Source organism: Halopiger thermotolerans, from assembly GCF_054654555.1.
The window spans coordinates 1,949,710-1,973,890 of sequence record NZ_BAAIEU010000004.1; the positions used below are offsets into that span (position 1 = coordinate 1,949,710).

The 24,181-nt window shown below is 67.8% G+C and carries 31 protein-coding genes; 18 read left to right on the plus strand and 13 right to left on the minus strand.

All coding sequences use genetic code 11. The features are described from left to right. Positions 1-5 precede the first annotated feature (5 nt). Positions 6-476, plus strand: coding sequence for a universal stress protein (locus ACYQ26_RS17505; protein ID WP_459810169.1), 471 nt, complete (start codon positions 6-8; stop codon positions 474-476). Positions 477-508: 32 nt separating this feature from the next. On the opposite strand, the gene ACYQ26_RS17510 is transcribed toward ACYQ26_RS17505, so the two are convergent. The 3 genes from ACYQ26_RS17510 to ACYQ26_RS17520 all read right to left on the minus strand — a co-directional run bounded on the left by ACYQ26_RS17510 (position 509) and on the right by ACYQ26_RS17520 (position 3,580). Beyond that, positions 509-1,027 (minus strand): gamma carbonic anhydrase family protein, encoded by a 519-nt coding sequence (locus tag ACYQ26_RS17510; RefSeq protein WP_459810170.1) that lies wholly within the window; start codon positions 1,025-1,027, stop codon positions 509-511. 119 nt (positions 1,028-1,146) lie between these two features. Next, positions 1,147-2,391 carry an ArsA family ATPase gene (locus ACYQ26_RS17515; RefSeq protein WP_459810171.1) on the minus strand — a complete coding sequence of 415 codons (1,245 nt, stop codon included), beginning with the start codon at positions 2,389-2,391 and terminating at the stop codon, positions 1,147-1,149. Between the two features lie 88 nt (positions 2,392-2,479). Then, entirely contained in the window at positions 2,480-3,580 is a 1,101-nt protein-coding gene (locus tag ACYQ26_RS17520; RefSeq protein WP_459810172.1) for a pyridoxal phosphate-dependent aminotransferase, read from the minus strand. 105 nt (positions 3,581-3,685) lie between these two features. Here ACYQ26_RS17520 and ACYQ26_RS17525 point away from each other — a divergent pair, with 105 nt between their 5' ends. Then, a complete protein-coding gene (locus tag ACYQ26_RS17525; protein ID WP_459810173.1) occupies positions 3,686-4,207 on the plus strand; it encodes a CinA family protein in 522 nt (173 codons plus the stop codon). 126 nt (positions 4,208-4,333) lie between these two features. Then, positions 4,334-4,816, plus strand: coding sequence for a metal-dependent hydrolase (locus ACYQ26_RS17530; RefSeq protein ID WP_459810174.1), 483 nt, complete (start codon positions 4,334-4,336; stop codon positions 4,814-4,816). A gap of 70 nt (positions 4,817-4,886) precedes the next feature. Here the strand turns inward: ACYQ26_RS17530 and ACYQ26_RS17535 are convergent, their stop codons facing one another. Continuing rightward, positions 4,887-5,948 (minus strand): cell division protein CdpA domain-containing protein, encoded by a 1,062-nt coding sequence (locus ACYQ26_RS17535; RefSeq protein WP_459810175.1) that lies wholly within the window; start codon positions 5,946-5,948, stop codon positions 4,887-4,889. A 155-nt stretch (positions 5,949-6,103) separates the two neighbouring features. On the opposite strand from ACYQ26_RS17535, the gene ACYQ26_RS17540 reads away from it, so the two are divergent. Then, entirely contained in the window at positions 6,104-6,388 is a 285-nt protein-coding gene (locus ACYQ26_RS17540; RefSeq protein WP_459810176.1) for a DUF5789 family protein, read from the plus strand. A gap of 3 nt (positions 6,389-6,391) precedes the next feature. Continuing rightward, a complete protein-coding gene (locus tag ACYQ26_RS17545; RefSeq protein ID WP_459810177.1) occupies positions 6,392-7,090 on the plus strand; it encodes a CPBP family glutamic-type intramembrane protease in 699 nt (232 codons plus the stop codon). 82 nt (positions 7,091-7,172) lie between these two features. On the opposite strand, the gene ACYQ26_RS17550 is transcribed toward ACYQ26_RS17545, so the two are convergent. Next, positions 7,173-7,442: a hypothetical protein gene (locus ACYQ26_RS17550; protein ID WP_459810178.1), complete on the minus strand. Its 270-nt coding sequence runs from the start codon at positions 7,440-7,442 to the stop codon at positions 7,173-7,175. Between the two features lie 176 nt (positions 7,443-7,618). Between ACYQ26_RS17550 and ACYQ26_RS17555 the strand changes: the two genes are divergently transcribed. Continuing rightward, entirely contained in the window at positions 7,619-8,083 is a 465-nt protein-coding gene (locus ACYQ26_RS17555; protein WP_459810179.1) for a DUF302 domain-containing protein, read from the plus strand. Between the two features lie 102 nt (positions 8,084-8,185). Here the strand turns inward: ACYQ26_RS17555 and arcD are convergent, their stop codons facing one another. Next, positions 8,186-9,622: an arginine/ornithine antiporter ArcD gene (gene arcD / locus ACYQ26_RS17560; protein WP_459810180.1), complete on the minus strand. Its 1,437-nt coding sequence runs from the start codon at positions 9,620-9,622 to the stop codon at positions 8,186-8,188. Between the two features lie 173 nt (positions 9,623-9,795). Here arcD and ACYQ26_RS17565 point away from each other — a divergent pair, with 173 nt between their 5' ends. Further along, positions 9,796-10,023, plus strand: coding sequence for a hypothetical protein (locus ACYQ26_RS17565; RefSeq protein WP_459810181.1), 228 nt, complete (start codon positions 9,796-9,798; stop codon positions 10,021-10,023). A 104-nt stretch (positions 10,024-10,127) separates the two neighbouring features. Further along, positions 10,128-10,322 (plus strand): cold-shock protein, encoded by a 195-nt coding sequence (locus ACYQ26_RS17570; RefSeq protein WP_459810182.1) that lies wholly within the window; start codon positions 10,128-10,130, stop codon positions 10,320-10,322. Between the two features lie 116 nt (positions 10,323-10,438). On the opposite strand, the gene nreA is transcribed toward ACYQ26_RS17570, so the two are convergent. Then, positions 10,439-11,740 carry a DNA repair protein NreA gene (gene nreA, locus ACYQ26_RS17575; RefSeq protein ID WP_459810183.1) on the minus strand — a complete coding sequence of 434 codons (1,302 nt, stop codon included), beginning with the start codon at positions 11,738-11,740 and terminating at the stop codon, positions 10,439-10,441. Between the two features lie 337 nt (positions 11,741-12,077). On the opposite strand from nreA, the gene ACYQ26_RS17580 reads away from it, so the two are divergent. The 3 genes from ACYQ26_RS17580 (at position 12,078) to ACYQ26_RS17590 (ending at position 13,988) form a co-directional block, all read left to right on the plus strand. Next, positions 12,078-12,257: an HVO_2753 family zinc finger protein gene (locus ACYQ26_RS17580; protein ID WP_013881574.1), complete on the plus strand. Its 180-nt coding sequence runs from the start codon at positions 12,078-12,080 to the stop codon at positions 12,255-12,257. Positions 12,258-12,267: 10 nt separating this feature from the next. Then, positions 12,268-12,534 carry an elongation factor 1-beta gene (locus ACYQ26_RS17585; protein ID WP_459810184.1) on the plus strand — a complete coding sequence of 89 codons (267 nt, stop codon included), beginning with the start codon at positions 12,268-12,270 and terminating at the stop codon, positions 12,532-12,534. Between the two features lie 143 nt (positions 12,535-12,677). Next, positions 12,678-13,988, plus strand: a complete 1,311-nt coding sequence (locus tag ACYQ26_RS17590) for an MFS transporter (RefSeq protein ID WP_459810185.1) — start codon at positions 12,678-12,680, stop codon at positions 13,986-13,988. Positions 13,989-14,023: 35 nt separating this feature from the next. Here the strand turns inward: ACYQ26_RS17590 and ACYQ26_RS17595 are convergent, their stop codons facing one another. The 4 genes from ACYQ26_RS17595 to ACYQ26_RS17610 all read right to left on the minus strand — a co-directional run bounded on the left by ACYQ26_RS17595 (position 14,024) and on the right by ACYQ26_RS17610 (position 16,316). After that, positions 14,024-14,701, minus strand: a complete 678-nt coding sequence (locus ACYQ26_RS17595) for an RNA ligase partner protein (RefSeq protein ID WP_459810186.1) — start codon at positions 14,699-14,701, stop codon at positions 14,024-14,026. Positions 14,702-14,857: 156 nt separating this feature from the next. Further along, positions 14,858-15,394, minus strand: coding sequence for an HTH domain-containing protein (locus ACYQ26_RS17600; RefSeq protein ID WP_459810187.1), 537 nt, complete (start codon positions 15,392-15,394; stop codon positions 14,858-14,860). A 259-nt stretch (positions 15,395-15,653) separates the two neighbouring features. After that, positions 15,654-16,097: a hypothetical protein gene (locus ACYQ26_RS17605; protein ID WP_459810188.1), complete on the minus strand. Its 444-nt coding sequence runs from the start codon at positions 16,095-16,097 to the stop codon at positions 15,654-15,656. Positions 16,098-16,187: 90 nt separating this feature from the next. Next, positions 16,188-16,316, minus strand: a complete 129-nt coding sequence (locus ACYQ26_RS17610) for a DUF7577 domain-containing protein (protein ID WP_459810189.1) — start codon at positions 16,314-16,316, stop codon at positions 16,188-16,190. Between the two features lie 197 nt (positions 16,317-16,513). Here ACYQ26_RS17610 and ACYQ26_RS17615 point away from each other — a divergent pair, with 197 nt between their 5' ends. Next, a complete protein-coding gene (locus ACYQ26_RS17615) occupies positions 16,514-17,668 on the plus strand; it encodes an RNA ligase (protein WP_459810190.1) in 1,155 nt (384 codons plus the stop codon). A gap of 23 nt (positions 17,669-17,691) precedes the next feature. Here ACYQ26_RS17615 and ACYQ26_RS17620 read toward each other — a convergent pair whose 3' ends face one another. After that, positions 17,692-18,384, minus strand: a complete 693-nt coding sequence (locus tag ACYQ26_RS17620; protein ID WP_459810191.1) for an MBL fold metallo-hydrolase — start codon at positions 18,382-18,384, stop codon at positions 17,692-17,694. An 84-nt stretch (positions 18,385-18,468) separates the two neighbouring features. Continuing rightward, entirely contained in the window at positions 18,469-19,656 is a 1,188-nt protein-coding gene (locus ACYQ26_RS17625) for a cystathionine gamma-synthase (RefSeq protein WP_459810192.1), read from the minus strand. A gap of 195 nt (positions 19,657-19,851) precedes the next feature. On the opposite strand from ACYQ26_RS17625, the gene ACYQ26_RS17630 reads away from it, so the two are divergent. The 6 genes from ACYQ26_RS17630 to ACYQ26_RS17655 all read left to right on the plus strand — a co-directional run bounded on the left by ACYQ26_RS17630 (position 19,852) and on the right by ACYQ26_RS17655 (position 24,179). After that, on the plus strand, positions 19,852-20,160 hold the full coding sequence (locus ACYQ26_RS17630) for a 50S ribosomal protein L21e (protein WP_459810193.1): 309 nt from the start codon (positions 19,852-19,854) through the stop codon (positions 20,158-20,160). An 18-nt stretch (positions 20,161-20,178) separates the two neighbouring features. After that, complete coding sequence (locus tag ACYQ26_RS17635; RefSeq protein WP_013881564.1) at positions 20,179-20,535, plus strand: RNA polymerase Rpb4 family protein; 357 nt, start codon at positions 20,179-20,181, stop codon at positions 20,533-20,535. Positions 20,536-20,792: 257 nt separating this feature from the next. Beyond that, positions 20,793-21,386 carry a DUF655 domain-containing protein gene (locus ACYQ26_RS17640; RefSeq protein WP_459810194.1) on the plus strand — a complete coding sequence of 198 codons (594 nt, stop codon included), beginning with the start codon at positions 20,793-20,795 and terminating at the stop codon, positions 21,384-21,386. 78 nt (positions 21,387-21,464) lie between these two features. Then, complete coding sequence (locus ACYQ26_RS17645; RefSeq protein WP_459810195.1) at positions 21,465-21,941, plus strand: universal stress protein; 477 nt, start codon at positions 21,465-21,467, stop codon at positions 21,939-21,941. A gap of 119 nt (positions 21,942-22,060) precedes the next feature. Further along, positions 22,061-22,900, plus strand: coding sequence for a 16S ribosomal RNA methyltransferase A (locus ACYQ26_RS17650; RefSeq protein ID WP_459810196.1), 840 nt, complete (start codon positions 22,061-22,063; stop codon positions 22,898-22,900). A gap of 79 nt (positions 22,901-22,979) precedes the next feature. Beyond that, positions 22,980-24,179, plus strand: coding sequence for a mechanosensitive ion channel family protein (locus ACYQ26_RS17655; protein WP_459810197.1), 1,200 nt, complete (start codon positions 22,980-22,982; stop codon positions 24,177-24,179). Positions 24,180-24,181 lie beyond the last annotated feature (2 nt).

A 24,181-nucleotide genomic window follows, 5' to 3' on the forward strand; every position in this document is an offset into this window, starting at 1 on the left:
CCCGCATGTACCGGGTACTGCTCCCCGTCGCAGACGAGCCGGCTCGAGCGCGCCGGCAGGTCGACGCGGTCCTCGAACTGCCGCGGGCGGCGTCGGCGGTCTTCGTCGACGTGCTCCACGTGCACGACGAGGCGGCGACGGCGGACGCCGAGTGGGCGGCCGGCGGCTTCGCGGAGTCCTACGAGGAGGAGATGGAGGAGCTGCGAGACCTCCAGCGCATTCCGGAGTCCGTCGAAACGGCGGCCGACCGGCTCGCGGACGCCGGCGTCGAATATGCCGCCCACGAGGCGACGGGCGATCCGGCCGGGACGATCCTCGAGCGCGCCGACGAGTACGACAGCGACGTGATCGTCGTCGGCGTCCGCAATCGATCGCCGGTCGGCAAGGTGCTGTTCGGTAGCGTCGCGCAGGCGGTCGTCCTCGACAGCGATCGGCCGGTGACGGTCGTGCCGGCGGCCGAGTCCGAAGCGGAGTAGCGGCGGTGCGGGGCCGCCCGCTCCCGACTCGGTCACTCGAACAACTGGTCGTGTCGCTGCGCCAGGTCGGTGTACTCGCCCGAGGAGAACGCCTCGAAGATGTCCTCGGGATCGATCGTCGTCTCCTCGAGCGGCGTGCTCTCGGCGGGAACGCCCCGAACGAACGATTCGGGCGGGATCTCGTAGCCGTCCGGGACGACCGTGCCGGCGGCGACGACAGAGCGGCTGCCGACGGTGACGTCGGTATTGATCGTCGCGTTGAAGCCCACGAGCGCACCTTCTTCGACGACGGCGTCGTTCAGGACCGCCCCGTGGCCGACCATGACGCGATCCGCGAGCCGCGAGGCGTGGATCGTCGCGTTGTCCCCGACGTGGGTTTGGCGCCCGATTCGGACCGGCCCGATGTCGCCACGCAGGACGACGCCCGGCCAGACGCTCGCCTCGGCGGCGACCTCGACGTCGCCGACCAGCACCGCCTCGCGGCTCACCCGCGCCGCGTCGTCGATCGACGGGTCCGCGCCCTCGAACTGATACGTTCTACTGTCGACCATGGCATAATGTACCACGAGCGACGGGATAACAGTAGCTTCGTCGCGCCCGACAGTCAGTCCAGCTGATCGTTCCTCTCCGGCGGCCCGCATCGGTCGCTCGAGGCGACCTGCCGTCCCGCTTACCGCAGACAGGCTGCGACGACCTCGAGCATCCCCTCGCCGCGGACCTCGTCGGCGAACAGCGGGACGCGGCGGACGTCGGTGCCGCGGAACAGGTCCTGGGCCTCCGCGAGCGCGCCCTGCTGGACGTCCCAGCGGCGCTGACAGAACTCGCAGTCCTCGAGGTTCGGCTGGAGGAACTCACCCTGCACGTCGTCGGTCACGTCCGAGAGCGGCTCCATGACGCGGTTGACGACGATCGTGCCGACGGGGATGTCGAACTCCCGCAGTTGCTGGCGCAGCCGCTTGGATTCGAAGACGCTCATCTCCTCGGGGATCATGACGATCCGGAAGTCCGTCCGCGCGGGATCCTGCAAGACCGCGCGGAGCCGCTCGATCCGGTCGCGGAGTTCGTCGAGATCGTCGAGATCGTTCTCGTCCTCGGGTGGCTCCTGGCCGCCGAACAGGCCCTTCATCCCCTCGAACATGCCGCTGAGACGCTGGCGGAGTTTGATGATCCGACCCATCATGGTGTCCATCAGTTCGGGCAGTTTCAGCAGGCGGAGGGTGTGACCCGTCGGCGCGGTGTCGACGACCACGCGCTCGAACCGGGGGTCGTCCATGTACTCGAGCAGGAGCTGCATGGCGGCGGCCTCGTCGGCGCCGGGCATCGCGCCGCCGAACAGCGCCTCCATGGGGGACTCGCCGCCGAGCATCTCGCCGAGGCCGCCGAGGTCGCCGAGGGGGCCGCCGGCTCCGGCATCGCCACCGGCCCCGGCGTCGGAATCGGCGCCCATGCCCGTCCCCAGCGGATCCTCGCCCGCGGCGTCCCCCTCGCCGGGTCCGCCGGCGCCGCCGAACAGCGCCGTCTTCCCCTGTGCCATCGCGGCCTCGGGGTCGATCTCGGCCGCGTAGAGGGGGATGTCGTCGCGGATCCGGCCGGGCTCGGCGGGGACCTCGGTCTCGAAGGTGTCCGACAGCGAGTGGGCCGGGTCCGTCGAGACGACGAGCGTGCTGGTGCCGCCGCGGGCGCTGTCGAGCGCGGTCGCGGCCGCCATCGTCGTCTTCCCGACGCCGCCCTTCCCGCCGTAGAGGATGTAATCGGGCCCCTCGATTGGCTCGTCGGACGGCTCGACGTCGATCGTTTCGCGGTCCGCGTCGTCGACCGAGTCCGTCGGCGTGACCTCGATCGTGTTGTCGTCGCCGTCCGTGGCCGTGTCGTGCTCCTCGCTCTCGTCGACCGGCTCGACGTCGATTCCGCTCATACCGTTCCGTTCCCGCCCCCGTCACGAGTATTCGTCGGTCTCGAGCGGGCGTCCCGTTCGAGCCGTCGACGAGCGCCCCGTCGTGCGCTTACGAGAAGTACGTCGCCAGCCGCTCCGCCGCCTCCTCGACGCGGGGCGTCACCAGCGCGAAGCGCAGCCAGTCCGACCGCGACTCGCCGAAGGCGTCGCCGGGCATCCCCGCCACGCCGGCCTCGTCGATCAGCCGGAAGACGTTCTCGAGCGTCCCCGGGTAGTCCTCGAAGCGAGCCAGCACGTAGAACGAGCCATCGGGCGTCGTGTACTCGGCGCCCGCGGCGTCTAAGGCGTCGGTGAACGTTGCCACGCGCTCGCGCAGCAGTTCGCGGTTCGCCTCGTAGTACGCGGGGTCGGTCTCTCGGAGCGCCCGCAGGACCGCGTACTGGGCGGGGCGGCTGCCGGCCACGTTGACCAGCATGTGGCGGCTCCTGGCCGCCTCGACCAGCTCCGGCGGGAAGATCGCGTAGCCGACGCGGAAGCCGGTGATCGCCAGCGACTTCGAGAAGGCGTTGGTGACGATCCGGCGGTCCGAGTCGATCTCGAGCGCGCTCGAGAAGTCTCCCGAGAGATCGAAGTGGTCGTACACCTCGTCGCTGACGAGGACGGCGTCGTACTCCTCGGCGATCGCGACGAGTTCCCGCATCGTCTCCGCGGGGTACACGGCACCCGTGGGGTTGTTCGGCGAGTTGACCACGATCGCGCCGGTCTCCTCGCTCGCGGCCTCGCGGACGTCCGCGGGGTCGAGTTGCCCGTCCTCGTCGGCGGCGACGAACCGCTGCGTGCCGCCGAGCATCGTCGTCTTCCCCGGATAGTAGGGGTAGACGGGATCAGTTAACAGGACTTCGTCGCCGCGGTCGCGCTCGAGCGCGCGGGCCATCGCGAGGTAGTTGGCCTCGCCCGCGCCGTTGGTGACGACGACCTGCTCGACGTCGACGCCGCGCCGGGCGGCGATCTCCTCGCGCAGTTCGCGCAGGCCGTCGCTGGGCGGGTACTGGAACGCCGCGGGCTCGAGGTCGGCGTACTCGTGTAGCCCCTCGCGTAACGCTTCGGGCGGGTCCCAGTCGGGGTTTCCGCTGACCATGTCGATGACGTCGCGGTCCGCGCTCGAGGCGTACTGCATGACGCGAAAGAACAGCGGCGTCTCGTACTCCATACGGGAGAGACCGGCGGCCCGCACCGTCGTTCTTTCTGTTCGGTCGCGGCGGTGCGCTCGATCGAAGCCCAGGATTTGACGTCTTTCGGTCCCGTTAGTGGGACCATGAACGACGACATCGACCGTGACCTGCCGATGGAAGTCGCCGACGCCCTGCGCAACCGCGAGGAGACACTGGCCGTCGCCGAGTCCTGTACCGGCGGGCTGATCGGGGCCGCGATCACGTCCGTACCGGGGGCCACCGACTACTTCGATTCGGGGTTGACGACCTACGCCTACGACGCCAAGCGGCGCCACCTCGGCGTCAGCCGCGAGGCGCTGGACGAACACGGCGCCGTCTCGGAGCCCGTCGCCCGCGAGATGGCCCGCGGCGTCCGCGACGTCGCCGACGTGACGTGGGGGATCGCGACGACCGGGGTCGCCGGTCCGACCGGCGGCACCGCGGAGAATCCCGTCGGGACCGTCTACATCGGGGTCGCCTATGCCGGTCCGTGGGGCAGCGAGTCGTCGTACGCGACCGTCTCCCGCTACGAGTTCGACGGTGACCGCGCGGACGTGCGGGCGAAGACGGTCGACCGGGCACTCGCGGACCTGCTCGCCGAGATCGATTCCCGGTCCCAGTCCTGATCGCGGTCCGGCGAACCGACGCTCGAGCACGCCGTTCGCTCGCCGTTCTCGAGGGCGGGAAACGACTCGCAACGAAGACGTTCTCGAGAGTAAACTATTCCACCCTCGGCTCTCGAGTACCGCGTGATGAACAAGAAGGGACACGTGCTAAACGCCGTGCTGCTGGGCATCGGGTTGGGGTATCTGCTCGAGCCGACGGGGGACCTGACGACCTTTCGGACGATCGTCGAGATCGGCGTCCCGGTCACGCTCGGGGCGATGGTCCCCGACATCGACACGGAATTCGGGAAACACCGGAAGACGCTGCACAACCTGCCGCTGCTCGCCGGCTTCGTCGCCTTCCCCGCACTGTTCGGCAACCTCGAGTACGTCTGGATCGGCATTCTGACCCACTACGTCCTCGACGTCGCGGGGAGCAAGCGCGGCATCGCGCTGTTCTACCCGGTCTGGAAGAAGGAGTTCGGACTCCCGATCGGCGTTACGGTCAGCAGCAAGCACGCGAACGTGATGACGGTCGCCGTCACGGTGGGCGAACTGCTGATCGCGGCCGCGATCGTCTATCGGTTGCCACCGCTGCTCGAGGCCGGACGACAGGCGTTCGGGCTGTAATGGGCCCTTCGAACTGATTTCCGACGGAAGCGTAGAAAAGCGAGAACCGTTCGGAAGACGACCGCACCGTCTACTTCTCGCGTCGGTTCGGCGTCCACTCGTCGCAGGCGTCCATGTCGTCCATCGCCGCGTCGTGGCGGGCGCAGTAGGGAACCATCCCGTCCGAGGAGCGGACGTACTCGAAGTGCCGGCAGTTGCCGCAGTACCGATCCGCGTGATCGTCGGGGGAGGTGTCCGTGGCGCCGGTAGATGCGTCGAGGCCCGTGCCCGCGGACTCGACGATTTCGGCGTCGAACTCCTCGGCGCTCGCCTCGGTCGCGGCGCCCCCGTCGAGCGGCGAGGAGATGTCCGAGGCCGCCGTCCCGCCGTCGCTCGTCGGCGTCGCTCCGGCTCCGGCTCCGGCGCCGCCGGCCATCGGAGACTGCGCGCCGGTCGACCGGCCCGCACCCGACGACCCGTCGAACGAGAGCGTCGTTCCGTCGTCGCTCGCGGTAGCGTCGGCGCCGCCGGCGTCTGCGTTCGTCTGCGTCTCGACGTCGCCGTCCGGCGTGCCGCCGAGGAAGCCGATGCCGCCGAGGCCGCCCCCCGACTCGTCCCCGTCTTCGACTTCGACGATGGTCTGGTTGCGCCGGGTGACGTTCATCTCGAGCATGCCGCCCGGATCGTTGCGCGTCTTGAAGTTGACCACGGCGGTGAACAGACACCAGACGGCGGTAAAGAGCCCGAGGAGGTAGATCGCCGAGACCTCGAGCGTGAGGGTGTGCTCGCCGTACCGCCAGTTCTCCGGGTAGGCGTGCCAGAACAGGACGACGCCGAGCAGACAGAGGCTGGCGCTGATCGCGGCGGCGGCGCGGACCCGACGGCCCGCCGGCAGGACGATGAAGACGCCGACGAGAGCGGCCGGAACGCCCATGCCCGCGAGGACGCCGGCGACGCGGACGACCGTGAACCGCTCGGCCATCCCCCAGTCGGCGAACCCGACGACGAAGTCGGCGAAGAGGTCGGTCGTTGCCACGAGCACGGCCACGACGGCGAGCGCGGCGCCGCACAGGACGAGCCCGCTCCCCGCGTACAGCCGGCGGCGGCTGACGCCTCGAGCGTTCCCGTCGTAGACCTCCGTCAGGCTTGTCATGCGCGGGCATTCGACCTCCCACCACAAAACCCTACGTCAGACACATCTCGGCGGTCGGAGAGGTCCCGGTTCCCCGGCCGCGTCGACCGCGTCGATCGCGCCGATCCACCGGCGGAAGCGAAACCTTGAATCGACGCGCTCGCGAACCGCCGTTCATGAGCGACGAGGAGGACGAGGAACCGGCCGTTTCGCTCGGTGAACACACGCCCGTCGAGGGCGCGCCCCTCGCCCGGGTGGCGTCGCGGCTGACCTGGCCGAAGGAAAAGAGCGAGATCGACCGCCTCGAGGGCGACAGCGTGATCCGCACGCCCGACGGCCCCCGCGAACTCTCGGCCGTTCTCGAGGCGGTCGACGAGACGTACTTCCAGCGCCGCCAGGAGTTCGAGCGCCACGTCCGCGACGTCATCGGCACGGGGCCGGTACCGACCGCCGACGAGTAAGCCGTGGCGGCGGAAACCGGCCGCGGCGGCAGTTGGCTTCGCGAGCAGTTCGACCGCCTCTCGTGGGTTCAGAAGTCGTTACTGACGGGTGCGGTTCTCACGGTGCTGTGGATGTACTTCGTCCCCCACGGGGACCTCGACGCGCGGGTCGTCGTCGACGGCGTCCTGCTGCTGGGCGGGCCGCTGGCGCTGGGGCTGTCCCACGGCCGCCACGTCGGCTGGAACGTCAACCGCGTCGCCGTTCGGAACGCCGTCTTGCTCGCGCTGTTCGTGCTGCCGTTCTATCTGGTGGGCTCGACGCTCCCGCCGATCCGCGCGTTCTACCCGATCTGGGAGACGTCGGCGGCGCCGGGCGAGTTCGTCCCCCACGCGATCAAGCTGTTCACGCTGGCGCTGGCCGCCGAGACCTACTACCGCGGGCTGCTCTGCGTCGGCGTCAGGGAACTGGGATTCAAGGCGGTGTTCATCAGCCCCGTAATCTACATGTTCCACCACGCCTCGAAGCCGCCGATCGAGTTCGTGCTCTCGGGGCCGACGGACGTCCTCTTCGGCGCGATCGACTACAAGTCCGATTCGATCCTCCCCTCCGTCGTCGCCCACGGGGCCGGCCTCGTCCTACTGGACTGGCTGGTGCTCCACGAACCGCTGTTCGATCCGACGCCGTTCCTGCGGGCTCTCGAGTGGCTGCCGGTTCCGCTGTGACGACGGTCCGATTCGAGAAGACGCCGCGGTCGATCTCGAGAACCGCGCGGCCACTCGGCTCGCCGTTCGAGAATCCGGTTTCTTACGTATCGGCGGGCGGGATACCGGTAGCACCGGGGACGATACTCCGAACGGTGTCGCCGAGCGCGGTAGCTGCGCCGCCGATGAACTCACCGATAGTGCCGAGCAGCTCCGTGACGAACTCCGGAACCGGTCCCGGGAGTTCAGACGGCGGCCCGTCGTCCTGTACCTGCGCCCCGCCGTCCGGCTGTGCGGTTGCTGCGCCCGTCGCCGCGACGAGGGCGGCGACTGCGACGAGTGCGATCGCGATCGGTAGTCCGTATCGGGTCATCACGTCCGTTCGAACGACTTTCGGCTACTTCAACCGGTTAGTTGGTTGCGCCGATTTGACGGCTTTTACGCCGATTTTCGATCGTTTCGTCGGGTATTGCGGTTCGTCCGCACCCGGTCGGTTACGAACCGACGTGTGAAGTGGACGTTAAGAGGCGGGCCGACGAACGTCCGCGTATGAGTCTCCCCATCGATCCCGCGACGATCGACCCCGACGAGTTCGGCGAGAAGCAGGCCGTCCTCGAGATGGACCACGAGGAAGCGATCGAGCACGTCCGCGAGGTCTGCGAGGACGTCGGTTTCGGCATCCCCGTCGAGTTCTCGCCCTCGGAGCTCCTGAACGAGAAGGTCGACGCCGACCGCGACCCCTACTACGTGCTCGGCGCCTGCAACCCCGAGATCGCGGATCGGGCGCTCGACGAGACGCCCCGCATCGGCGGCCTGTTCCCGTGTAATATGATCGTCTGGCAGGAGGAACCGGGCCGCCAGCGCGTCTACCACGTCTCGATCATGAAGATCGCCCGGCTGCTCGGGATGGCGCCAGATAATGAGGAATGGGCCGACATCGTCGACACGACGGGCGATCTCACCGAAGAAGCGTTCGAGCGGTTCGACTCCGTCGAGACCCAGGGCGCGGACTGACGACCGAAGCAACTGCTTTTCGCTCGCGCTCGCGGATCGGACTCGAGTCGAGCGGAAGACCGAAGCGAGAACAGCGCGTCAGCAGGGAGAATCGGGCGATCGTTAGTCGGCGTGCTGTGCGCGCTCGGTCCGGTGCGTCGTCGGAATGCCGAACCCGGACAGCGCCATCGCGAACAGCACCAGCGGCGAGAGGAAGCCGAACAGGTAGAACGGCGCGTACTCGAGCGTGGGGACGCCGGTCGCCGAGGCCATGAAGACGGCACCGGCGTGCCACGGCATGAGCGCGCCGGTCGGCGTCCCGGCCGCCTCGACGGCGCGGGAGAGTTCGTCGCTGTCGAGGCCGAACTCGTCATAGAGGTTCCGCAGCGTCACGCCCGGCAGGACGATGCTCATGTACTGCTGGGCGGTCAGCGCGTTGACGACGATGGCGGAGACGCCGGTGCCGGCGATCAGGCCGCCGGAACTGCGGACGCCCTGCGAGAGCCGGTCGGCGAGCACCGCGAGGACGCCGATGCGCTCGAGCAGACCGCCGAGCGACAGGGCCGCGACGACGACGGTGATCGTCCAGGCCGAGCCGGTGAGGCCGCCGGTGGCGAGCAGGTCGTCCACGAGATCCGACCCCGTCTCGGGTGCGGTGCCGCCCATGAAGACCTCCCAGGCGGGGACGAAGCCCGTTCCCTGGACGAGGATCGCGGTGATAACGCCCGCGAAGACGCCGGCGACGAGCGTCGGCAGCGCGGGGTAGCCCCGAAGCGCGAGGCCGAACGTGACGACGAGGGGAACGAACGCGAGCACGGACAGCGAGTACGCGCCCGCGAGCGCGGTCTGGATCTCGGCGATCCGATCGGCCGGCACGGCGCCGCCGAACTGGAGGCCGAGCGCGGCGAAACCGAGCACCGAGAGGCCGAAGGCGATCGCCGTCCCCGTTCGCATGCGGTGAATGTGATCGTACAGCGGCGTGTTCGTCACGCCGGCCGCGAGGTTCGTCGTGTCCGACAGCGGCGACTGCTTGTCACCCGCATAGGCGCCCGAGATGACCGCGCCGACGGTCATCGGCGCGGGAACGCCGAGCCCCGAGCCGATTCCGACGAACGCGACGCCGAGCGTCCCGACCGTCGTCCACGAGGAGCCGATCGAGAACGCGACGACGGCCGCTAGAACGGCCGCCGCGGGCAGGAACACCTGCGGCGAGAGCAACTCGAGGCCGTAGTACATCATCGCCGGGATCGTCCCGGCGTCGACCCAGGTCGCGATCAGGGCGTAGATGGTGAAGATGATCAGCAGCGCCTGCATCCCCATCACCAGTCCGTTGATGATCCCCTCGGAGAGGTCCTCCCAGGAGTAGCCGAGGTAGTAACCGAACGCGCCCGTCGCAACGATGCTCCAGAGCAGCGGTCCGTGGGGAGCGAGGCCGAGCACGGCCGAGCCGATCCCCAGGAAGAGGACGACCGCGAGCACCGGAACGAGCGCCTGCCGGAAGGAGGGGCGCCGCTCCGGATCGAGGTCGTCGATCGTCGTCGGTGTAAAGTCGAGTGCCATCGGTCGCGATATGCCCTTGATGAATAAAAATACGACGATGTATTACCAGAAGGCATGCAGTCCGGTACCGAGAGCCACGGGGACGCCGCTCAAATTCCCGGACGGCGACGGGTCAGCTCGGTAAGTAGTCCGAAACCCCAGCGATTAAGCCGTCCGCTCGCATCCGTACTGGCATGGCGTTCGACCCCGTCGGTGCCCTCGCTCCGGCGCTCCTCACGCCGGATCTCCTCGGCGTACTCGGCGTCCTCGCCCTGCTCGTCGGCGTCCCGCTGTTCGTGGTCGCCGTCATCGCCGTCCTTACGGGTTACATCCAGCAGGACGCCGCGCAGCGCCTCGAGAAGCTGGAGGAAGCAGGCGCGCTCGAGGGGGAGGAGTTCGACCTCGAGCCGGACGACGACTGATTTCGCGGACCGTGCCGGTCGCCCGTCGATCGGCAGCGTCCGGCCGTCGTGATACCACGACTCTCGGAACCCTTATCCGCGATTCGCCCCTCCCTTTGGTTGTAATGGCAACTGGTACTGTTGATTTCTTCAACGACACAGGCGGCTACGGTTTCATCTCGACTGAGGACGCGGACGACGACGTGTTCTTCCACATGGAAGACGTTGGCGGCGCCGACCTCGAGGAGGGGCAGGAACTCGAATTCGACATCGAACAGGCCCCCAAGGGCCCGCGGGCGACGAACGTCACCCGCTTCTAACGCCGACGCAGTTTTCGTCGCCTCACGGCGATCGATTTCTCGTCTACCGTTTTTCTAGTACAATAGTCCCGGAGCGCTGCCGACGATCTGTCCCGTTACTCATCACTCGTCGCTCGTCACTCGAGGCTCGAGAAGGCGTTGAGGTTCGCCTGTAGTCCGGCCGCGAGTTCCGACTTTCGACGGAGCCGCTGGAGGGAGACCGGCAGTTGGGTGGCGATTTCGGCGACCGCGCCGTGGAAGGTCTCGGCCTCGCCGTACTCGCCGTCGAAGGCGTTGCGGACGCTCTCGCGGACCTGCCAGACGCCGACCGGCGCCCAGTAGTCGTCGGAAACCTCCCGGAGCACGAGACACTTCGCTTGACGGCCGATCGACTCGAGGTGCTCGAGCACGCCCAGCCGAGCGGCGTAGTAGGCCCCGGAGGTCTCCTCGACGTAACTCGAGCGACCGTCGTACCCCTCCGAGGCGCTGGCCATCCAGGTGTCGCCCTCGGGGTCGGGATTCCAGATGCTGCCGGGCGCTTTCATCTCGACGAGTTCGAACTCCCAGTTGCCCGGCGCGAGCACGACCCAGTAGCGGTTGCCCATGTACTCGTTGGCCCAGACCTGGACCTCGTCGATGCTCGGTTCGTTGCGGATGCGCCCGCGAAGGAACTGGCCGACGGTGTCGTCGACGGCGGTGATCGACCACCGCGTGGGGACGAGCCGGCGCTGTTCGGCCTCGCCCAGCGCGCCGGCCGACAGGATCGAATTGATGTCGTAGACGTCGAACCCGCGCCGGTAGAGGTAGGTCATCGCGCCCTGGGCCTGCCAGTCGTCGTCCTCTAAGGTCTTCTTGACTGGTTTCGGCACGTAGGGGTTCTCGCGGAGTTCGGCGTTCCGAGCGTTCGCGCGGGGCCCGCGGGGCGTCGCCACGTCCGTTCCCGCATCGAGTCCGAGATCCGGCGTGTCGTCGAGCCCGATCTCTAAGTCGACCGGCCGATCCGCGATGGCGACCTCGCGCTGGACGCCGACGAAGCCGTTCCAGGCGTCGTGGACGTTCGGCGTGAGTCGGCTCGCGATCGACGGCGAGTCGACGTTCGCGCGCTTGTTCGAGTTCAACAGTCCCGTCCGACGCTGGAGCACGTCGTTGATCGCGTACCCCTGCTGGTACCACTCACCGTCGGTGACGTACTCCTCGGCGTCGTCCTCGTCGCCGACCGGCGAGAGCAGGCCGACGGGGATGTCGGGGTAGTTCGACCGCCCGACGAAGATCGAGGGGGAGGTCGAGCCGACGAGCGTGTCGCCGCTTACGGCGTCGTCGAACCGCTGCTCGAACTCCTCCAAGTGGTCGGTAATCTCGTAGGACTTCTCCTTGGCGAGGCGGCGACGCTTTGCCTCCTCGTCGGGCTCTAAGTCCTCGATGTACTCGTCGAGGCGCATTCACCGGAAGTAGGAGTGCGGCCGGTTTGAATGTTCCCGACCGCGATGTCAGAGGCACGGCCCACCGGCGTTCGGGCAGTCCACCAGTGTCGGGCCGCACACATTCATACTGGCTGAACAGTAAAATACCCGTCAGCGCGTTTTCTGAGCCAGAAAACCCGGCCCGAAATCGCCGATATTCCGTCGCTCGAGAGGGCAGTCACCCGTGCTCTCGAGTCGAGATCTCGAGCCGAGACAGCGGGTCGACATCCTCGCGACCTCGAAACCTCGAGACGGAGTCGCACGCGCGAGCCTGCGAAAGACAACCGTTAAAAACGGCGGGCGGGAAAGGACGGGTATGAGTACGACCGACGACCGCGAGACGCGCTCGTGTGTCTCCTGCGGGCTCAACATCGCGGGGACGAACGCCGCCGCGTTCAAGTGCCCCGAGTGCGGCCAGCAGATCTACCGCTGCGCCAAGTGTCGCAAGCAGAGCAACCTCTACGAGTGCCCCGACTGCGGGTTCACCGGACCATAACACTACCGCCATGGGTAAAGTAGCCGCCAAAATCAAGGTCATGCCGAACAGCCCCGAGATCGACCTCGACGCGCTTCAGGAGCGCCTCGAGAGCTCCCTCCCCGAGGGCGCGAAGATCAACGGCGTCGAGCGCGAGGAAGTCGCGTTCGGTCTCACCGCCCTCTACCCGACCGTGATCGTCCCGGACGGTGCGGGCGGCACGGAGACCGTCGAGGAGAACTTCTCCGAGGTCGAGGGCGTCGAGAGCGTCGACGTCGACAACGTCGGCCGTATCTAAGCCGCCGACGGTCGGTCTCGGTTCTCGAGCGGTTCACCGTTTTCATCGTTTTTCGCTCCGGAACCCCGTCGCTCCCGTAGCGGCGCCGACGCGTTTCCAGACGTATCACAACCCTTACTGTATATAGGGGGGTACCACCGACCGTGACCGTACTGTCGGATCCCGCGAAACGCCGGTGGGTCGCGTGGGCCGCGTTAGCGACGGTCTTCCTGCTGGTCAACCTCCACCGGCTCTCGACGGCGGTGTTATCCGGACGCCTGACCGACGCCTTCGGGACGACGGCGTCCCAGTTGGGGACGTTACACGCCTCCTTTTTCCTCATCTACGCCGTCGTCCAGATCCCGATCGGCGTCCTCGTCGATCGGATCGGACCGCGGCGGATCGGCTCGATCGGCGGCGCCGTCCTGAGCGTCGGCGCGATCGGCTTCGCGGTGAGCGAGAGCTACCTCGCCGCGTTCGCCGCGCGGGGGCTCATCGGCCTCGGAAGCGGCGCTATCTTCGTCTCTATCCTCCGCTTTTGCGCGAACTGGTACCGGGCCGACGAGTTCGCGACCATGACCGGCCTGACCGCCGGCGTCGCCGGGTTCGGTGCGATCCTCGCGACGACGCCGCTTGCGGTCGTCGTCGACGCCGCCGGCTGGCGACCCACCGTCCTGAGCCTGGGCGTCGTCGGCCTCCTCGGGGCCGTCGCGGTCGCCGCGCTGGCCCACGACTCGCCGGCAGCCGCCGGCCTCGAGCCGATCGCGGGCGTGCCGGAACAGGCCGAGGCATCGCTCGCGGAGACGCGCGAGCACCTCCGGACGCTCCTCCGGGACCGCGATCAGTGGCTCCTGTCGATCGTCTTCTTCGCGGGCAACGGCACGGTGCTGACGCTGATCGGCCTCTGGGGCGTCCCGTACCTGGTCGTCGTCTACGGCCTCGACGTGACGACGGCGTCGTACTTCACGCTGCTCGGGTCGGTCGGGATGCTGATCGGCTCGCCGGCCGTCGGCTGGCTCTCGGATCGCCTCGAGCGTCGGCTGGCGCTGCTGTCGACCGGCCTCGCGGTCTTCGCCCTCGCGCTCGCAGTCGTTCCCGCCCTCGGCCGGCCGCCGCTGCCGGTCGTCGCCGGCGTCTACTTCGTCTGTGGCTTCCTGCTGGGGGCGGTCATGCTCTCGCTGTCGGTCATCAAGGAGCGGTACCCCGCGAGCGCGAGCGGCGTGGCGACGGCGACGGTCAACGCCGCCGGCTTCGTCGGCGGGACGGTGCTCCCGACCGTCGTGGGACTCGCGCTCGACGCGTACCGAACCGGCGAAACCGTCGGCGGCACCGTCGCCTACACCGAGTTCGGCTACCGCGTCGCCTTCGGCATCCTCGCCGTCGCGGTCGCGGTCGCGTTTCTGGTCTCGCTCGCGCTGCTCGCGCGGGCCGGCCGAAGCGGGACGCGACCGCGAGAGCGGTCGCTTGAGGGGTGAGTGGCGGACTACCGACAGAGCTGCGTCGCCGACCGTCAGTCCAGCGTCCGCTTTTCGGCCGGATCGACCGTCGCGAGGTACTGCTCGAGTAAGTCCGGGAACTCCCGGCCGCGGATGTACCGCAGGCCGAAGTCCTCGGTCCAGGCGATGATTCCCCTATCCTCGGTGACGACGCCGGCCTCGAGTTCGCGGGCGAGGATCAGCAGGTCGAAGTCCTCCCGCGAGTCGAGCACGCCGGTCCGCATCGCGCTGCGGTACTTCTCCCGGAGGTCCGAGATCACCTCGTCGAGCTCCGTCTTGTACTCGTGGTCCTCGAGGGGCTGCTGGCCGTTGGTTTCCTCGGCGCGCCGGACCGCCTCCTCGGAGACGCGGAGTCCGCGGTCGACCCGGTCGCTCATCTCGTCGACGAAGCTGTAGACGACGTTGGCCGGAATGGACACCGCGTACCGGTCGGGGTGTTTTCGCACGACCCACGTGTTGAGCTTCGAGTACACCTCGTCGTCGACCTCGCGCGCCTCGAGCATCGTCGTGAGTTCGTCGTGGATCGTCGGCGGGACGTAACACGAGATGCCGAGGTTGAGCCGCGCGTGGGCGATCAGATCGAGCAGGCGAAGGACCGCGTCCTCGAGCGATTCGCCCTCCTGGCGGATCTCCTCGGTGACGAACAGCGACGTGTCGAGGACGAACCGCTGTTTGAACGCATCGCTGGACATCGGTGTACTCGAAGTTGGCGGCCGACGGGGAAATAAGTGCCTCGTGGTCCGGGCCGCGGTGTCGTGCGGTCGCGGTCGTATTCCGAGCCGGTTCGGGTGGTACAGAGGCGGTGCGGGCGCGGCCGTTCCGTCGACGCCGTCGCCGTCAGGTCACCGTCACTCCGCCGGTTCCGTATCGTCCTCCAGCCGCGGCTCCCGGCCGCCTCGCGAGGGCGTCGGCCTGCTCTCGAGCGGATCGACGATTCCGGCCTCGAGCGCCTCGAGACAGTCCGGGACGGTATAGGTGCGATCGCCGTCGGCGCAGGGCGCGACGCACTGCAGTGCGTCGTCCTCGTAGACGGCCACGCAGACGATCGGAACCGTGATCTCGGCGGTCGGCCGATCCTCGAGCAAGGACGTCCGCTCGTGACGCGCGAACGCCGGTCGGAGGGAGTACCCCTCGCGGTCGGCCCACGAGCGGAACGCGTTCACCGTCCTCGCCACGGACGGATCGCCGTCGCTGAGCTCCTCGAGCGCGGGCCGGACGGGCGCCCACGTCTGCACGCGGACGTCCGCCACCGCGTCGGTCGTTTCCAGCCGGCGCGCTCGCGCGACGAGGTCGCGGAGCCGATCGACGACGTCCGGCGGCGTTCGGGTCCGCAGGAAGAGCTCGACGCGAACGGGATCTGTCGACGGAGTGGTGGAGTCGGTCATAGTGGGTGCGGGAATGCAGGTCACATCCGGTACTGTCGCCGGCACTGTCGCTTCGCATAAAGCTAACACTGTGTCCGCGACCGCTACTCTCGCCGGCGAGTGTATGTCGTCGCGAACCGTTCGTCGGCTCGAGCGGACCGCGGGCGGAATCGGCGAGTTCGAGGACGGCGGCGGGACCGCGGCGGATACGATCGACAGGATCGCCTCGAGAAGCGCCGCCGGTCGACGATCGACGTTCGGCGTTCGACGAGCGGGGCCGTTAGTGGTCGGGCTGGCGCTCCGGGTCCGCCCCGAGGTCGGCCTGCGAGACGATCTCGGCGCCGGGATCCGAGAGGTCGACGGTCACGTCCTCGTTGACGGCCTTGCTGATCTCGTCGATGTTACCGGCCAGCACCGTCAGGATGTCGTTCGGATTGATGTAGAGGAGCATGTTCCCGTCCTGGCCCTCCGCCACGAGCTGCGTGTCGTTCAGGACGACCTGATCGTTCTGGATCGTCGCCGCGACGACCGGCAGCGCCTCGGGTTTCCCCGGCTCGTCGTCGCGGACCCGACGGATGTGCACCGCGTCGAGGTCGAGGACTTCCTTGTACTCCTGGATGCGCTCGGCGCAGTTGACCATGTCCTGCAACAGCGCCGTCTTCTGTTGACTGCTGTCGTGCTCGCCCTCGAGACAGTGCTGACAGACGCGGAGTTCGAGTCGCATTACGCCCCGCTTATCGCTGGACGCCGATGAGAATTCCGTTTCGGGAGCCGGACGGTGGGGGCTCGTCCCCCTTGAGAACGGGGCGCCGGGTTACGTGCGGTTGGCGGGTAACGTGCCGAGACAGTTGCGACAGTACGTGTAGAAGCCGTCGTTTTCGGTGCCGCAGATGCGGCAGGTGACCTGCCTCTGGGACTGGGACTGTGCCTGTCTTTGAGCCATGTCTGTCACTAACGACACGAGCCGGATATCCACACGGCTGACGTTCGCAAGCCGCGAGAATTCGGCCGTACGAGCCGGTGAGAGCACAATATTCGATAGACGAGCGACGTTCGGAAACCCGCGGGCCGGCCGCGATCGCCGCTAATGCGGAGCGAGCATGGTCGGCTTTCTTTGACCCGTCGACCGTACCGTTGCACATGACCGACGCCGGTTCCGATGCCGACGCCGACGACCGCGCCGAGTACCACAAGCTGCTCGGAATCGGGGAAGCGGCGTTCGAGAAGCTCGAGAAGCACCTCGAGACCCGCTCGTACGAGGATCGGGAGTACCGCCACGTCCCCGACTACCGCCGCGGCGTCGAGCGCGGCACCGCCCTCCTCGCGGGCACCGTCGTCCGCGGATTTCCGAAGGTTCCACGCACCCTCGTCCTCGCGGAGGGCGTCCCGGCGCAGTTCGACGACCGGCAGGAGATCGCCGTCGAGGAGAAGCTGAACGGGTACAACGTCCGCGTCGCCCGCGTCGACGGCGAGATCCTCGCGTTCTCCCGCAGCGGGATGATCTGTCCGTTCACGACGCGGATGCTGGAGCGGCTCGTCGACCTCGAGCCGCTGTTCGACGCCCATCCCGAGGCGATGGTCTGCGGCGAGATGATCGGCCCGGAGAACCCCTACACGGCCCACGACTACCCCGACGTCGACTCGATCGCGTTCCGCGCGTTCGACTGGCGGGACCGCGAGTCCGGCGACCCGCTACCCGTCCGCGAGCGCCGGGAGCGCTACGAGCGGTTCGACGTCCCGCAGACGCCGCTGTTCGGGATCTACGACGTCGCGGCGGCGGCCGACGAAGTGCGCGAGATCATCGCAGACCTGAACGAGCGAAATCGTGAGGGCGTCGTGATGAAATCGCCCGACGGCGACGCGCAACTGAAGTACACGACCTCGGCGGCGAACCAGGGCGATCTCGCGTACGCCTTCTCCTTTCCCTTCGATTACGGGCAGCCGTTCATGTTCCGTCGGATCATCCGCGAGGGGTTCCAGTCCGTCGAGTGGGACGAGGGAGACGAGGAGGCTCGCGAGCGGGCGCATGACCTCGGCGAGGCTATCCTGCTGTCGATGCGCGACACCGTCGAGACCGTCGCGGACGGCGAGCGCGTCGGCGAGCGCCACACCGTCCGCGCCAGTTCGGAGACGATCGACGCCCTGCTCGAGCACCTCCGCGGCCAGGGACTAGAGATCGAACTCGAGGACGAGCGCCGCGAGGACGGGGACCGCGTCGTCACCTTCCGCAAGCGGACGCAGTCGACCAACGACAAGACGCGCAACTACCTCGAGGGGCAGATCGTCGAGGAGTAGGCCGGCAATTCCGCCGCCCGGCGCTACTCCGTCTCCGCGTCGTAGATTTCGCGAATGCGATCGCCTCCCGCGTCGACGTAGCCGCCGTGGTAGCAGACCGTGTGTTCGACCTCGAGATCCGCCAGTTTCCCGACGGACTCGAGCGCGCGGTCCATGTCGGGCGTGAACTCGGGACGCGGGCCCGCGAGCGTGTCGCCCTCGGCGACGAGCGCGTCGGCCGCCAGCAGCAGGTCGTTCTCGGGGAAGTACAGGGAGACGTGTCCCGGCGTGTGGCCGGGCGTCTCGAGGACCTCCATCGGCCCGGCCAGCGTCGGAATCCGAACGCCCTCGACGAGTTCCAGATCGACCGGAACGGGCGGGTAGCGGTCGTCCCCGTCGCCCTTGATCGGATCCTGCTCACCGGAGACGTACGGCGCTTCGTCGCGGTGGGTCGCGACGGTCACGTCCCCAGCCGTCCGCGCGAGGAGGTCGTCGAGGCCGCCGGCGTGGTCGGCGTCGTGGTGCGTGATCAGCGCGAGCCAGACGTCCTCGAGGTCGTAGCCGAGGCTCTCGACGTGGGTCTCGAGGTAACCGACGCTACCCTCGGGGCCGACGTCGATCAGGACCAGGCCGCGCTCGGTTTCGACGACCGCGGGGTTGAACGTGACCTCGCGCCCGCCGTACTCGACCGTGATCGGGAGCGCGTGCAAGCCGGGTTCGTCGTCTCGAGTTGCCATACGCGGCCGTTCGGTCGACAGCGGGAAAGAACTGAAGGATCGCGATCGGCGGCTCGAGGAGCAAACCGTCGCGTCGAACGGCGATTACTCGAGCGCGGCGTCGATCGCCTGCTCTAAATCCGCGATCAGGTCGTCGACGTGTTCGATGCCGACGCTCGCCCGAATGAGGCTGTCCTCGAGGCCGGCCTCGAGGCGCTCCTCGCGCGGGATGGCGGCGTGGGTCATCGGCGCGGGCTGTTCGATCAGGCTCTCGACGCCGCCGAGGCTCTCCGCGAGGGTGAAGACCTCGGTGTTCGAGACGACCTCGCCGGCCTCCTCCATCGTGGCGTCGAGTTCGAAGCTCACCATCCCGCCGAAGTCGTCCATCTGCTCGCGGGCGATCTCGTGGCCCGGGTGGGACTCGAGGCCGGGATAGTAGACCCGATCGACGTCGGGGTGGTCCTCGAGCCACTCCGCGATCGCGCGGGCGTTCTCGCAGTGGCGGTCCATCCGAACGGGGAGGGTCTTCGTCCCGCGGAGGACGAGGAACGACTCGAAGGGACCCGGCGTCGCGCCGACGGCGTTCTGGTAGAAGCCGAACTCCTCGTCTAACTCCTCGTCGTTCGTCAGCAGAGCACCCCCGACGACGTCGGAGTGGCCGCCGAGGTACTTGGTCAGCGAGTGCGAGACGATGTCCGCGCCCAGCTCGAGCGGGCGCTGCAGGTACGGCGTCGCGAACGTGTTGTCGATCGCACAGAGCGCGTCGTGCTCGTGGGCGATCTCGGCCGCGCCCTCGATGTCGACGATCGACAGCAGCGGGTTGGTCGGCGTCTCGAGCCAGAGCAGTTCCGTGTTCTCCTGAAACGCCGACTCGATGGCCTCGAGGTCGGTCATGTCCACGAACGAGAACTCGAGGTCGTAGTCCTCGTAGACCTGCGTGAAGATCCGGTGGGTGCCGCCGTAGACGTCGTTGCCCGTCACGACGTGGTCGCCGGCCTCGAGCAGGTTCAGGACCGTATTGATGGAGGCCATCCCGCTGGCGAACGCGCGGCCGTACTCGGCGTTCTCGAGGCTCGCGAGGTTCTCCTCGAGGTCGGTGCGGGTGGGGTTGCCGGTCCGGGAGTACTCGTAGCCGCGGTGCTCGCCCGGCGCGTCCTGCTCGTACGTCGAGTTGGCGTGGATCGGCGTCATCAGCGCGCCGGTCTCCGCGTCGGGTTCCTGCCCGGCGTGGATCGATCGGGTCTCGATCCGGTGGTCCTCAGGATCGGAACTGCCGTCGTGCTCGTCTGTCATGGTCGAAACGACGCGCGGGCGGCAGTTACGTCTGTCCTTCGCCGGACCGTCGTGTCAGAGAGTGCCTCTGTTACGCGGCGTCACGCTACTGACGGCTGCGCTTGCAGCGCTCCGCCGGCCTCGAGGCGCCGCCGACGGCCCCCGAACTGGAACGTGCGTTTTATAACCATCACCAAGTAAGAGGGTCGTACGACTATGCCGAACTCTAATGGCCCACGTCAGGGAACCCGGCGCAAGCTCTCGAACGATCCGCGGGACCGCGGCTCCTCGCCGCCCCAGCGCGCGATTCAGGAGTACGAGGAGGGCGAGAAGGTCCACCTCAAGATCGACCCGAGCGTCCACAAGGGTCGCTTCCACCCGCGCTTCGACGGTCACACCGGCGAAGTCGTCGGCAAGCAGGGCGACGCGTTCAAGGTCCGCATCAACGACGGCGGCAAGGACAAGACGCTGATCGTGACCGCGGCCCACATGCGCGCCCAGGACCGGTCCGAAGACCGGGTCTGAGCCCACCTCACAACACAGATGACGATCTTCAAAGAGATCGTCGACGAGGAGTTCCTCACCGTCTCGGAAACCAAGGAGCTGCTCGCCGACATCGAAGCCGAACGCGCACTGGACGAGGAGCGCGAACTCCCCTACGAGCTCGCGCGGGCGATCGAACACGCCAACCGGTTCGCCGTCCTCGAGCCGGAGGAAGCCCAGCAGCTCGTCGACGACCTGCAGGACCTCGAGAAGGTCGACGAGCCGACGGCCTACAAGATCGCCAACCTCCTGCCGCGCAACCGGGACGAGCTCCGGTCGGTGTACGCACAGCAGCGGTACTCGCTGTCGGGGGACGAGCTCGACGAGATTCTCAACGTCGTGGCGCAGTACGCCTGAGCCGGTGTCTGTTTTCGGGCTTCGATTCCGCTCGCCGGTTATCGGTATCGTTATCGGTTTCCCGTTTCCGAGGTCGCCGCCGTCCGAGACGCCGTTTCCGGCGGCGATGGCCACGTAACGATCCGATCGCAGCGACGCGACTCCCGGACGCGAGCGCGCGGTCGCAACTCGAGCGGGGAGCCGCCCGAAAACTCGCGGCTTCGAATCCGTGAACGCGGGCCGACTCTTTAAGTGCAACGTGCCCGTATTCGGAGACAATGAGCGAAGCCGACGGCGACGGGACGGACGTTCGGCGCGCAGTCGTGTTGGATTACCTCGCACACGGGCTATCTGACGACGGACGACCGCAGTACGAGAAGTCTCCAGCGGGATACGCGCTCGAGGTCGACGAGTTCCGGCTCTACCAGGTCGCCTTCGACGAGGACGAGCGGCTCACGATCGGCAGCGAGGTGGTCGTCGAGCCGCCGGAAGAACGGACGGTCGTCACCGAGGCCCAGCGCGTCGACTACGAGGACCTCTCCTCGGGCGCCCAGTCGGAGCTCGAGTACGTGGTCCAGGACCTGGTCGAGGAAAACGAGGAGCGGTTCGTCGACTTCTACAACGAGGCCCAGCCGATCACGCTGCGGCTCCACCAGCTGAACCTGCTGCCGGGCATCGGGAAGAAGCTCCGCAACAGCATCCTCGACGAGCGAAAGCGCAAGCCCTTCGAGAGCTTCGAGGAACTGTCCGAACGGGTCTCCGGGCTGCACGACCCCGACGAGATCCTCGTCGAGCGCATTCTGGAGGAGCTCCGCGACGACGATCTGAAGTATCAGACGTTCGTCGGTCGGCAGGAGAGCGACGCCGAGTAACTGGCGCGTCGCGGGTTTCGACGGCTCTTTCGGGCGACCACCAGTACGTTTAAGAATGCGGGAATTGAAAGCGAAACGATGATTCAGACGATCCTTCTCGCGGTCGGTCCGAACGACGGCGACCGCATCGACGAACTGACCCGGCAGACGATCGACGTCGCCGAGCCGACGGGTGCGACCGTCGTCCTGTCCCACGTCATCTCCGCCAGCGAGTACGAGGACGAGGTCCACAACTACCAGGACGCCATCGACCGAATGGGTATCGACGTCGGCAGTCGGGATCCCTCCCCCGAAACGCTGGCCAAGGAGACGGAGCCGATCAGCGAGATTGCGAATCGCCTCGAGGAGGCGGGCATCGACGTCGAGATCCGCGCCGCGGTCGGCGACCGCGCCGAGGAGATCATCCGGTTGGCCGAGGACGTCGACGCGGACAACGTCATCGTCGGCGGCCGGAAGCGATCGCCGACCGGCAAGGCGGTGTTCGGCAGTACGGCACAGAAGGTGCTGCTCTCCTCGCCGTGTCCGGTGACGTACGTCCGGAGCGGCGTCGTCTGAACCGCGTCGTCTGTTTCCCGCCCGTTTCCGGTTTCTGCGGGGCGGGTAATCGGAATCGAAACCGGAACCGGAACCCGCGAGACGGTGCGTTTACACGGACCCCCGCCCAACCGCCGGCAATGAGAGACCCCGACGCGCTGATCGCCCGGGCGGGCGTCCGCGGCGATCCGGACCGCGACCAGCACTTCCTCGTCGACGATCGCGTCCTCGATCGGCTGCCGACCTACCTCGAGGAGATCGACGCCGACGCCACCCACCTGCTCGAGATCGGCGGCGGGACGGGCGCGTTGACGGACCGGCTGTTAGCGGTCGCAGACGAGGTGACGGTCGTCGAACGGGATCGGACGCTCGCCGCCTTCCTGCGAGAAGAGTTCGCCGACGAGATCGACGCCGGCGACCTGACCGTGATCGAGGGCGACGCCCTCGAGGTCGACCTCCCCGACTTTTCGGCCTCGGTGTCGAACCTCCCCTACGGCGTCTCGAGCGAGATCGCCTTTCGCCTGCTGCCCGAAGGGAAGCCGCTCGTGTTGATGTTCCAGCAGGAGTTCGCCGAGCGGATGGTCGCCGAACCCGGCACGTCGGAGTACGGCCGGCTGTCGGTCTCGACCCAGCACTACGCCGACGTTGAGATCGTCGAGTCGATCCCGAAGGAGGCCTTCTCTCCGCCGCCGGCAGTCCAGAGCGCGGTGATCCGCGCCGTACCACGCGACCCCGACTACGAGGTCGACGACGAGGAATTCTTCCTGCAGTTCGTGAAGGCTCTCTTTACGCAACGGCGGAAGACGATCCGAAACGCCATCCGGAACACGGCCCACATCACGGATCTCGAGGCGCCCGACGCGGTCGTCGACGCGGCTGACGAAGACGTTCTCCAGAAACGGGCCGATGCGATGGAACCGCGGGAGTTCGCCGCGCTGGCGCGACTGGCGCTCGAGGTCGGCGAGCCGGCGGAGACGTAGGGCTACCCGCGGCACTCGGCGCCGACCGACGAATACTCAAAGCTGCGCGGACGACAAGAGCCGAGAAGCGACATTCACTATGACTGCAACGGAGGATCCGACCGGAGCCGGCTGGCTGGATCGGCTCAGCGGGCTGTTCGCGGGGATCGAGTCGCCGGAGCTGCGACTCGCGATCACGTTCGCAGCGGTCGGCCTCCTGCTGTTCGTCCTGCTTTCCTACCGGCGGCTTCAGGAGCGCGTCGCCGAGCGCACGAAACCGCTGTACGGCGACATCGCGTCGACTGCGGTCCTCATCGCCACCTGTCTGGTCAGCCTCGCGACCGTCGTCGGCGTCTGGGACCAGACCGGAACGATCCGCGCCGGGTTCGATCAACTCGAACTCGGCGGCGACATCGTGGCGAAAGCGATCGTCTCTTTCATCCTCATCGTCGGGACGATCATCCTCCAGCGGTTCGTCAAGCGCGTCCTCGACGAGGTGCTGGGTTCGGCGGCGGCCGTCACCGACCACCAGCGCGAGATCACCCGCCGGCTGACGCAGGTCGTCATCTGGTCGGTCTCGGTGGTCGTCGTGTTGGGCGTCTGGATCGACGACCTCGGCGGCCTGCTCGTCGGGGCCGGCTTCCTCGGCATCGTCGTCGGTATGGCCGCCCGCCAGACGCTCGGCACGGTGCTCGCCGGCTTCGTTCTGATGTTCGATCGCCCGTTCGAGATCGGCGACTGGATCGAGGTGCAAGACGAGGAGGGGATCGTCACCGACATCTCGATCGTCAACACGCGCCTGCGGAGCTTCGACGGCGAGTACGTCATGATCCCCAACGACGTCGTCTCCTCGGAGATGGTGACGAACCGCTCGCGGCGCGGCCGGCTCCGGATCGAAGTCGAGGTCGGCGTCGACTACGAGACCGACATCGAGCGCGCCGCCGACATCGCCGAGTCGGTCGTCGCGGACCTCGAGTACACGCTGTCCGCGCCGGGGCCGCAGGTCGTTTCCAAGGAGTTCGGCGACTCGGCCGTGATACTGGGCGTGCGGTTCTGGATCGACAAGCCGAGCGCCCGACGCCACTGGCGGGCTCGAACCGCCGCGATCAACGCGATCAAGGACGCGTTCAGCGACGAGGGGATCAAGATCCCCTTCCCGCAGCAGGAACTGTCGGGACGGGCCGAAACCGGCGGGTTCCGGATCGCCGGCGATGGGCCGGGTGCGTCGGCCGGCGACGGCACCGACGTCGAGAGCGGCGGTCACGAACAGCGGATGACCAAACCGGAGGAAAACCGATAACC

What these genes read in the sequence shown, in the direction of transcription:
- ACYQ26_RS17505 (WP_459810169.1), top strand. Translation starts at nt 6, where the DNA reads ATGTACCGGGTACTGCTCCCCGTCGCAGACGAGCCGGCTCGAGCGCGC.
- ACYQ26_RS17510 (WP_459810170.1), bottom strand. Translation starts at nt 1,027, where the DNA reads ATGGTCGACAGTAGAACGTATCAGTTCGAGGGCGCGGACCCGTCGATC.
- ACYQ26_RS17515 (WP_459810171.1), bottom strand. Translation starts at nt 2,391, where the DNA reads ATGAGCGGAATCGACGTCGAGCCGGTCGACGAGAGCGAGGAGCACGAC.
- ACYQ26_RS17520 (WP_459810172.1), bottom strand. Translation starts at nt 3,580, where the DNA reads ATGGAGTACGAGACGCCGCTGTTCTTTCGCGTCATGCAGTACGCCTCG.
- ACYQ26_RS17525 (WP_459810173.1), top strand. Translation starts at nt 3,686, where the DNA reads ATGAACGACGACATCGACCGTGACCTGCCGATGGAAGTCGCCGACGCC.
- ACYQ26_RS17530 (WP_459810174.1), top strand. Translation starts at nt 4,334, where the DNA reads ATGAACAAGAAGGGACACGTGCTAAACGCCGTGCTGCTGGGCATCGGG.
- ACYQ26_RS17535 (WP_459810175.1), bottom strand. Translation starts at nt 5,948, where the DNA reads ATGACAAGCCTGACGGAGGTCTACGACGGGAACGCTCGAGGCGTCAGC.
- ACYQ26_RS17540 (WP_459810176.1), top strand. Translation starts at nt 6,104, where the DNA reads ATGAGCGACGAGGAGGACGAGGAACCGGCCGTTTCGCTCGGTGAACAC.
- ACYQ26_RS17550 (WP_459810178.1), bottom strand. Translation starts at nt 7,442, where the DNA reads ATGACCCGATACGGACTACCGATCGCGATCGCACTCGTCGCAGTCGCC.
- ACYQ26_RS17555 (WP_459810179.1), top strand. Translation starts at nt 7,619, where the DNA reads ATGAGTCTCCCCATCGATCCCGCGACGATCGACCCCGACGAGTTCGGC.
- arcD (WP_459810180.1), bottom strand. Translation starts at nt 9,622, where the DNA reads ATGGCACTCGACTTTACACCGACGACGATCGACGACCTCGATCCGGAG.
- ACYQ26_RS17565 (WP_459810181.1), top strand. Translation starts at nt 9,796, where the DNA reads ATGGCGTTCGACCCCGTCGGTGCCCTCGCTCCGGCGCTCCTCACGCCG.
- ACYQ26_RS17570 (WP_459810182.1), top strand. Translation starts at nt 10,128, where the DNA reads ATGGCAACTGGTACTGTTGATTTCTTCAACGACACAGGCGGCTACGGT.
- nreA (WP_459810183.1), bottom strand. Translation starts at nt 11,740, where the DNA reads ATGCGCCTCGACGAGTACATCGAGGACTTAGAGCCCGACGAGGAGGCA.
- ACYQ26_RS17580 (WP_013881574.1), top strand. Translation starts at nt 12,078, where the DNA reads ATGAGTACGACCGACGACCGCGAGACGCGCTCGTGTGTCTCCTGCGGG.
- ACYQ26_RS17585 (WP_459810184.1), top strand. Translation starts at nt 12,268, where the DNA reads ATGGGTAAAGTAGCCGCCAAAATCAAGGTCATGCCGAACAGCCCCGAG.
- ACYQ26_RS17595 (WP_459810186.1), bottom strand. Translation starts at nt 14,701, where the DNA reads ATGTCCAGCGATGCGTTCAAACAGCGGTTCGTCCTCGACACGTCGCTG.
- ACYQ26_RS17600 (WP_459810187.1), bottom strand. Translation starts at nt 15,394, where the DNA reads ATGACCGACTCCACCACTCCGTCGACAGATCCCGTTCGCGTCGAGCTC.
- ACYQ26_RS17605 (WP_459810188.1), bottom strand. Translation starts at nt 16,097, where the DNA reads ATGCGACTCGAACTCCGCGTCTGTCAGCACTGTCTCGAGGGCGAGCAC.
- ACYQ26_RS17610 (WP_459810189.1), bottom strand. Translation starts at nt 16,316, where the DNA reads ATGGCTCAAAGACAGGCACAGTCCCAGTCCCAGAGGCAGGTCACCTGC.
- ACYQ26_RS17615 (WP_459810190.1), top strand. Translation starts at nt 16,514, where the DNA reads ATGACCGACGCCGGTTCCGATGCCGACGCCGACGACCGCGCCGAGTAC.
- ACYQ26_RS17620 (WP_459810191.1), bottom strand. Translation starts at nt 18,384, where the DNA reads ATGGCAACTCGAGACGACGAACCCGGCTTGCACGCGCTCCCGATCACG.
- ACYQ26_RS17625 (WP_459810192.1), bottom strand. Translation starts at nt 19,656, where the DNA reads ATGACAGACGAGCACGACGGCAGTTCCGATCCTGAGGACCACCGGATC.
- ACYQ26_RS17630 (WP_459810193.1), top strand. Translation starts at nt 19,852, where the DNA reads ATGCCGAACTCTAATGGCCCACGTCAGGGAACCCGGCGCAAGCTCTCG.
- ACYQ26_RS17635 (WP_013881564.1), top strand. Translation starts at nt 20,179, where the DNA reads ATGACGATCTTCAAAGAGATCGTCGACGAGGAGTTCCTCACCGTCTCG.
- ACYQ26_RS17640 (WP_459810194.1), top strand. Translation starts at nt 20,793, where the DNA reads ATGAGCGAAGCCGACGGCGACGGGACGGACGTTCGGCGCGCAGTCGTG.
- ACYQ26_RS17645 (WP_459810195.1), top strand. Translation starts at nt 21,465, where the DNA reads ATGATTCAGACGATCCTTCTCGCGGTCGGTCCGAACGACGGCGACCGC.
- ACYQ26_RS17650 (WP_459810196.1), top strand. Translation starts at nt 22,061, where the DNA reads ATGAGAGACCCCGACGCGCTGATCGCCCGGGCGGGCGTCCGCGGCGAT.
- ACYQ26_RS17655 (WP_459810197.1), top strand. Translation starts at nt 22,980, where the DNA reads ATGACTGCAACGGAGGATCCGACCGGAGCCGGCTGGCTGGATCGGCTC.